The organism is Vibrio fujianensis (assembly GCF_002749895.1).
In the GTDB taxonomy this organism is placed as follows: Bacteria; Pseudomonadota; Gammaproteobacteria; order Enterobacterales; family Vibrionaceae; genus Vibrio; species Vibrio fujianensis.
This window is the reverse complement of record NZ_NBUS01000043.1, coordinates 478,401-485,403: the sequence shown is the minus strand read 5'-3', so window position 1 is coordinate 485,403 and position 7,003 is coordinate 478,401. Positions and strand designations below refer to the sequence as shown.

Annotated in this window: 5 protein-coding genes and 1 pseudogene; 4 read left to right on the top strand and 2 right to left on the bottom strand. The window is 42.0% G+C overall.

Annotated features, from left to right (window positions below; all coding sequences use genetic code 11):
* The coding region (locus tag B7C60_RS13050; protein WP_245869378.1) for a MetQ/NlpA family lipoprotein at positions 1-767 on the top strand (767 nt) is incomplete at its 5' end.
* Between the two features lie 211 nt (positions 768-978).
* Here B7C60_RS13050 and B7C60_RS13045 read toward each other — a convergent pair.
* Together B7C60_RS13045 and syd are read right to left on the bottom strand one after the other, a co-directional pair.
* Positions 979-1,761: a Zn-ribbon-containing protein gene (locus tag B7C60_RS13045; protein WP_099612012.1), complete on the bottom strand. Its 783-nt coding sequence runs from the start codon at positions 1,759-1,761 to the stop codon at positions 979-981.
* 5 nt (positions 1,762-1,766) lie between these two features.
* Complete coding sequence (gene syd, locus B7C60_RS13040) at positions 1,767-2,312, bottom strand: SecY-interacting protein (RefSeq protein ID WP_099612011.1); 546 nt, start codon at positions 2,310-2,312, stop codon at positions 1,767-1,769.
* 92 nt (positions 2,313-2,404) lie between these two features.
* On the opposite strand from syd, the gene queF reads away from it, so the two are divergent.
* The 3 genes and pseudogenes from queF to B7C60_RS13025 form a co-directional block, all read left to right on the top strand.
* Complete coding sequence (gene queF / locus B7C60_RS13035; RefSeq protein WP_099612048.1) at positions 2,405-3,250, top strand: NADPH-dependent 7-cyano-7-deazaguanine reductase QueF; 846 nt, start codon at positions 2,405-2,407, stop codon at positions 3,248-3,250.
* Positions 3,251-3,266: 16 nt separating this feature from the next.
* Complete coding sequence (locus B7C60_RS13030) at positions 3,267-5,537, top strand: tetratricopeptide repeat protein (protein WP_099612010.1); 2,271 nt, start codon at positions 3,267-3,269, stop codon at positions 5,535-5,537.
* A gap of 304 nt (positions 5,538-5,841) precedes the next feature.
* Positions 5,842-7,003 (top strand): annotated as a pseudogene (locus B7C60_RS13025) (GGDEF domain-containing protein); the annotation flags it as partial.

Genomic DNA, 7,003 nt, shown 5'->3' with positions numbered 1-7,003 from the left:
CATCAGCGCTGGTTTTGTCTGGCTGTGGTGAAAAAAATGTCGATGTCAATAGCGTCAAAGTTGGGGTCATTGCCGGTGCCGAAGCTCAAGTTGCAGAGGTTGCCGCCAAAATTGCCAAAGAAAAATATAACCTGAATGTCGAACTGGTTACCTTCACAGACTACGTTACCCCTAATGCGGCATTAGATGATGGTTCAATTGATATCAATGCATTCCAGCACAAACCTTACCTCGACAAACAAATCGCTGACCGTGGCTATAAATTGGCCATTGTTGGTAATACTTTTGTCTATCCTATCGCTGGCTATTCAAAACAGATCAAAAACATCGATGAAATAGAACAAGGAGCTCGTATTGCGGTACCGAATGACCCAACCAATCTTGGCCGATCACTCCTGTTACTTGAACAGCAGGGGTTAATCACGCTACGTGAGAACGTTGGTCTATTGGCCACGGTCCGTGACATCATCGAAAATCCCCAAGGTGTGCGCATTATGGAACTTGATGCGGCACAACTGCCTCGCGCACTGGATGATGTAACATTGGCCATTATCAATACCACTTACGCCAGCTCTATCAACTTGACTCCCGAAAAAGATGGGATTTTTGTCGAAGACAAAGAGTCACCTTATGTCAACTTGCTAGTTGCACGGCAAGATAACGTCAACGCTGAAAATGTACAGAACTTCCTCAAGGCATACCAAACCGATGAAGTCGCAAACGCAGCGTCAACCATCTTCCATGGTGGTTCAGTAAAAGGCTGGTAAACTCAACGACGCCTCAAAAACAGTCATAAGATAAACCCGAACAACTTGGCGTTGCAGGCCGACGGTAACTAAGTGAAGCCAGACACAATGTCGTCAAGCCCGACACAATATAGTTTGGCCAACCGAACGCAACCGATATCACTGCAACGTCAAGTAGCGATTATTTCCTTTTTATCTCGCCTCATTTAATAAATGAGGCAACTAACCTGTTTTAGTTTTTCAGATAATCCCACGAAATATTCGACACGATACGACATTGATCGCACTTAAAATGGAAAATGTCATGCAAGGGTTCTTTAAGTAACCACATACCACCACATTTAGGGCAAGGACGGGCTTTTTCAGCCGCTAAACTCGTCCCTCCGACTCGATATTGGTAATAATAGGTCGGAATTTTGGTTAAATACTCAATTCTTCCTCGCAAATCCCAGCCACGACGAAATAAGTCACTCTGTATTTCACACAGCTCATCCAATGCAGCGTGTTCCGCTTTACAACCACCAGCCATTTGAATTTCATCACATGCCTGCCACTCGGTTTGCCATTTTATGACCGCTTTATGATCGCCGTTAAATGTCGCTGGATGGCGATATAAAGGAATAGGTAATAATGTTTCACCGCTACGCAATGGAGAACAAGTATGCAGATACGTGGTATAAAGCACTTGCCAACTCGGTGATACGGAATCCGCAGCTTGCTCTGAATTGATATCCCTTCCTAATAAGCGGACTTTCGGAGCAAGTAAACATGCCTCAGACAAACGTTCTAGAGAGACTTTAACAAAATCTGAATGGTATTTAGGATGCAAACTGTCTTGTTCAGGACACACCGCTCGAAGAAAAAACTCCCCTTCACCGAGTACTAATGGAAATTCACGACCAAGTACTTGGCCATTGAAACGCAATGCTTCCATTAACCCATTAACCGCTTTATCGACCGCACTGATAGTCGTATTATCAAAGCATTCAAATTCGAGCTCTACTACATAAGCCATAAAAGTTACACCGCGGGTTTAAGTTGATTTAAAAAGTCCACCACATCCATGCAAAGCACCTCTCTATGCTTACGACCTAACGTTTCTCGAATGACGTTCCCGGTTAAGTTACAAATGGAAATTACCGTCATATCATCATCGGTTGTCGCGATAAAAACGGTTGGTTTTTGTTTAAGGCGTCGTTGCATGACAAGATGACCAAGTATATTTTCTTGTAGCCTGACATAATCATCTTCATTCCAGACTTGTACTAGTGTTAATGCTTGATCTCGCCACAAAGCTGGCATATCCGCACAATATTGTGTGCCATAAAAAGGATCAATGTCAGGATGAAGGGTTAACTCCATTCCTTGTTCCACCGAAGCGAGAGACGCGATACTATTTCGTTGCTGTGCTTGCCAATAAACCTTATCGTCCTCTTGCTCTTGAATACACACGGAAGCTAACCCCACGAGGTCATGGCTACAAGGTAAAGTTTGATAGCGCTGAAAGTAGGCGTTAGAGTAACGCTGTGTAAAAGATAATAAGGCTCGGGTGACTAAATTAGTCATGCGGTTCTCCATTGCAAAGCACAGACAGCCAGTGACACCAGCGGTCATATTGCGTAAAATTCCTCATATTCTAATCGAATTGACGATAAATGATGAGCAAATATTCTGAAGCAAAAGAGCTAGCAGGACTGACGCTAGGCAAAAAAACCGATTATAGCCATCGGTATGATCCCCATTTACTGCAACCGGTGCCTCGTCGTTTAAATCGAGAACAACTCAAACTTGGTGAGTCATTACCATTCACTGGGTGTGATATCTGGACACTGTATGAGCTTTCATGGCTCAATAACAAAGGGCTGCCTCAAGTCGCTATTGGTGAGGTGATGATTCCTGCCACCAGTATCAATTTAATTGAGTCTAAATCCTTCAAGCTTTACCTCAATAGCTTAAATCAAACCCAATTTTCGTCTTGGCAAGCGGTACAGGAATGTTTAAGTCAGGATCTGTCTCAATGCGCAGGAGAGATTGTTAGCGTACAACTTTACCCTCTCGCTCACTATACACATCAACCCATTGCAACCATGCAAGGAGAATGCATTGATGAGCAAGATATAATCATTACCGATTATCAATTTAACCCGGATACATTATGCCATGCGGTCAGTTCTGAGGTTGTCGAAGAAACGCTACATAGTCATTTACTCAAATCTAACTGCTTAATTACCAATCAACCCGATTGGGGAAGTATCGAAATTACTTATCGAGGGCCACAGATACACCGGGAGGCTTTACTGCGCTATATCGTCTCATTCCGCGAACACAATGAGTTTCATGAACAATGCGTTGAACGGATTTTTACCGATATTTGTCGGTACTGTCATCCTGAACAACTCACCGTTCTAGCTCGATATACTCGCCGAGGCGGTCTGGACATTAATCCGTTCCGCTCTACCCATCATGCCACCCCAACGCATAATTTACGTATGGCTCGCCAATAAAAGGAATCGGTTTAGGATGCAATCTTTCCGCTGGATATATCGTGGTTTGGTGACGTTACTGCTTTGTCTACCTAGCTGGGCTTACGCAGCCGTTTATTCTTCTCCTATGCTAAATGAAGCCTATAGCTTAATTGACATTTCCCCGATACAAGCTAAGGCGCTCGCACAAGACTATCTTCAACAGCGAAAATTAGCCGATAAAGCAGAAAAAAATCCCGCCAGTATCAGCAGAGATGAAACCGACAGTCGCATTCGAACGCCAGGAAGCAGCATTGAGGCAATAAAAATACTGGCGAACGCTGAATTTCGTCTTGGTCATAGAGAAGCCGCTTTTGAATGGTTAGAGAATGCCAAACAGCTCGCGATTCAATATCAATTACCTTATCTCGAATTAAGTGTTGATATATTAACGGTTCGTTTACAGTGGCGTTTCGATGGCAATGCCAGTGCAGCTCGAGCCCAATTGCGAGACATTATCGCCCGATATGAATCGCTCAAGGAGAGTAGCCGCTTAACTAAAGAGATCGATTATCAAACCACCATGCTAAGGGCGGAAATTGCATCACAAGCCAACGATGTCCAATTAGCGAACCGTTTATTTCTTGAAGTAAAACCTTATATTGAGTCGTTATCTGCTCAAAAACCGATGATTGATTATCATATCGTCGTGGGGGAACATTATCTTAGGCATGAACGATATAATCTAGCACTATCCGAGTTGCTGATTGCCTATTGGAAAGCGATTGAAATTGATGCCAGCGCTCAACTGGCCAAAGCTAACACCTTACTCGCACAACTTTTTTATGAACGAAGAGTTTTTGATAAAACATTGATTCATCTTTCTCAAGCTGCAGAATTTTATGGTAATTATGAGAAATCTCCCGTTTTAGCTGCGGTACTAAAACGGATGGGTGATGTGTATTATCAACAAGGTAAATACAATTTAGCGCTCGTGCATTATTTTAATGCGATTGATCATGAAAGTAGTGACATCAATATCACCAACGTGATTGAGGTAAGGTTAAACTTAGCCGCTACTTATTTACAGTTATATAACTATCCCTTAGCAGAACAATATTTGTTCTTAGCACAAGATCTATTACAAACCCACCCGATGCCAAAACTACAAGGTCAAGCTGCTCTGCTCAATGCTGGCCTCGCCTATTCGCAACAAAATAGCCAACGCGTCATTCACTATGCTCAACAGGCACTCAATGTAGCCGAATCTTTAAGTGACTTAACCACACAGGAGCAAGCTTATCGACTGCTGTCATTAGGCTATGAACAAAAAGGACAATACGCCCAAGCATTAGACAATATCAAGCGTAGTAATTCTATTGCGCAAATTCGTCAAAATAAACTCAATCAAATTAGCGAAGATGCCTTCCGGCAACAAAAAGAATTTGCTGAACAGGCGTTGCATCTAGTTGGCCAAGAAAAGGCGTTATTGGAAACTCAGCAGGAATACAGCAAATTTCAAAAAATTGCCTTTTCACTGTTTATCATCTGTATCATTTTGTTTTTATTTTTGATGCGCCGAGGTTATGTCATCCAACGACAACAGGATGAGATTGATGAACTCAACAACAACTTATTTACTCACTCTCGTTCACGATTACCCAATTTAAGAATGCTCAATACTCAACTTCTTTCGTCATTACAACGCAGCAGTCATAATTATGAACAGTGGCATATTGGTGAATTGATCCATGAACCGCTCAATGATCGACTGCGTTTCGTCATGATCGATCTTCCCTTGCTACGTAACATGTACCTGCAATATGGCTACAGTCGTGGTGTCGAAATGGAACATGCACTAGGCGCTTTTTTGAAGACCCACTTAACCGATCCTTCTCGTCTATACCATTTTTCTGATGCCAACTTATTATATATAGAAGCCAATAGTGATCGCGCACAACCACCTGAAATGTTATTTGATAAAATTCAAACTTGGATTGAACAGTTCCAGCCCGATCAACCCCTCAACCGAACCATTCGGGTTGGCATTGCAGACTATCCATTCTTGCCACGATCATATACCGCCATTAATGATAAAGAACTATTAGACATCTTACTCATGGCGACGAGTGTCGCACGCGGATTGAGCTTAAGAGATAAAAACAGCCATTGGGTCTATTTTAAAGCTATTGATAATGCGCCAGCCGCAAGCTTTGCCTCCAATCATATCCGTAAATGTTGTCAGTTAGCGATTAATCAGGGGTTAATAAAAGTTCACTCATCTTGTAAGAATGAGGAGGACATCAAAAAACTCCTAAAAGATGAATAAATAGTGTACGGTTAATCAGCAAAGCTAGGTGACGCGAGATAATTATTTGTTATTATCGACAAATAAGTAAATAGGATCAGGGTTACAACCTCATTCATGTGTTGTTGATGGGTGTTCTAGAGATATCCAGTATCCAGTCAACTTGGGCAGTCGTTATCACGCTAGATAAATGCGTTTCGCTTTGAAAGTAGAATGAAAAGAGATGAGTTTACCTCCACTGTCTACTCTAAAAGCCATGACGTTATGCTTATCAAGCTGCGTAACGTGATAACGCTTGGCCATACAACAATAAATGCAGGTTTTCATTCTCTCTCCTTTAGCCGTACTGGAGCACATGTTGAAACCGAACTCGTTAGCAACGGAACAACAGACTGACAATCTGGATGCACAGATCAAGCATAGCCGTAATATTTTACTGCAAATTCCCGGGATACCAGTAAAAATAAAACGTGATCTTCGAGAACTCTTTAACCAATCCCATGCTCAACCAGCAGCTCAAACGACACAAGCCATTCACCTACTGAGACTTTATGAACGGGTAGTGAAAATTTTGACTCATAACTCACATACACTGAGTCAAGCATTTCCCTCGACGAGCGAGCATGCCTTACTCACTCAATTAAACAGTGAGTTACAAAATTTAATCACCGAACTGGACTTTGAGGGAGAATCAGGCGATTTACTGGCTGATATTCGAACCAAATTACTGCTTGGTGTTAATAGCGACACTTTGTTAGAACTCGCCTTACAAGTATTAAGGCTGGTTATTGACGGTACTCAATACGAACGAAAAAGCTCTGAAAAATTTTTACAGCAAGTGAATACTGCATTAATCAAAAACCTAAAAAGTGCCGGACAAAATTTACAGCAAAGTACCGAGAACTACGTTCACCGGCAAGAAATCAATCAAGAATTAAACCAGTTAGTTACTCGTGGACAGCATGAATTAAACAAACTGGAATCGCCCACGACAACAGCAGCATTGAATAGCTTATTCGGAGAAATCACATCATTATCAGAACGTCTCGATCAAGCTCAACAACGAGAGCAAGCATTAATTGAACGGATGCATTACAGCAAAAATCAAATGGAAGCCTTGTTTGAACTAACTCAAGATTATCGACGTCGCTTAGAAGATCAAGCGCAACGCTTACTGCAAGATCCACTAACTAAAGTGTACAACCGAACCGCATTTAATGATCACCTGGAACTGGAATACCGCCGCTGGATTCGTTCTCAACACCATTTACGTGTCGCTGTGCTCGATATTGATAAATTTAAAGCGATCAATGAAAGTTTTGGTTATTTAGCCGGTGATAAAGCGTTAAAAATCATCGCCAGAACGATTCATAAAGAACTAAATAAAACAGACACATTGGCACGTTTTTCAGGTGAGGAGTTTATTCTTCTGCTACCAGAGCGCAACGATAATGAATGCCATCAACTTATCCAGCAAATACAGCGCA